This window comes from Emticicia sp. 17c, from assembly GCF_037153985.1.
Classification (GTDB): Bacteria; Bacteroidota; Bacteroidia; order Cytophagales; family Spirosomataceae; genus Emticicia.
The window spans coordinates 1-989 of sequence record NZ_JBBAYI010000059.1; the positions used below are offsets into that span (position 1 = coordinate 1).

General features: G+C 45.1%; 1 protein-coding gene. It reads left to right on the top strand.

Going from position 1 to position 989, the window contains the following annotated elements; all coding sequences use genetic code 11:
- Positions 1-989: hypothetical protein (locus WAA15_RS24465; protein WP_337045476.1), on the top strand; the 989-nt coding region annotated here is incomplete at both ends.

Genomic DNA, 989 nt, shown 5'->3' on the forward strand with positions numbered 1-989 from the left:
AGTGTGGCTAGTAACAGCATTCAAATTACAACAGGTGGTATACCGAATGCACCAACAATTACAGCCGACAAGACGAGCTTGTGTGCTGGCGATTTTGCTACTTTAACAGCAGCGAATTGTAGTGGAACATTAAGCTGGCGTAAGGATGGTCAGTCAGTGACTTATTCGAATCCAGCGGTGGTGACTCAGTCAGGCGTTTATACGGCTACTTGTACGACTAGTTGTGGGACGAGTGTGGCTTCTAACAGTATTCAAATCAGTACTGGAAGTATACCAAATGCACCGACGATTACAGCTGATAAGACGAGCTTGTGTGATGGAGAGTCGGCTACATTAACAGCGGCCAATTGCAGTGGGACCTTAAGCTGGCGTAAAGATGGTCAATCAGTGACTTATTCAAATCCGGCGGTGGTGACGCAATCAGGCGTTTATACAGCTACTTGTACGACAAGTTGTGGCACAAGTGTGGCTTCTAACAGTATTCAAATTACAACAGGTGGTATACCAAATGCACCAACAATTACGGCAGACAAGACGAGCTTGTGTGCTGGTGAGTCGGCAACTTTAACAGCGGCGAATTGTAGTGGTACTTTAAGCTGGCGTAAAGATGGTCAGTCAGTGACTTATTCAAATCCAGCGGTGGTGACGCAGTCAGGCGTATATACAGCTACTTGTACGACAAGTTGTGGGACAAGTGTGGCTTCTAACAGTATTCAAATCAGTACTGGAGGTATACCAAATGCACCAACGATTACGGCAGACAAGACGAGCTTGTGTGCTGGTGAGTCGGCAACTTTAACAGCGGCCAATTGCAGTGGTACAGTGAAATGGTTATTAAATGGAAATTTATTAACTAGTGCTAATCCTACATTGGTAAATCAATCAGGCGTTTATACAGCTACTTGTACGACGAGTTGTGGGACGAGTGTGGCTAGTAACAGCATTCAAATTACAACAGGTGGTATACCGAATGCACCAACAATTACAGC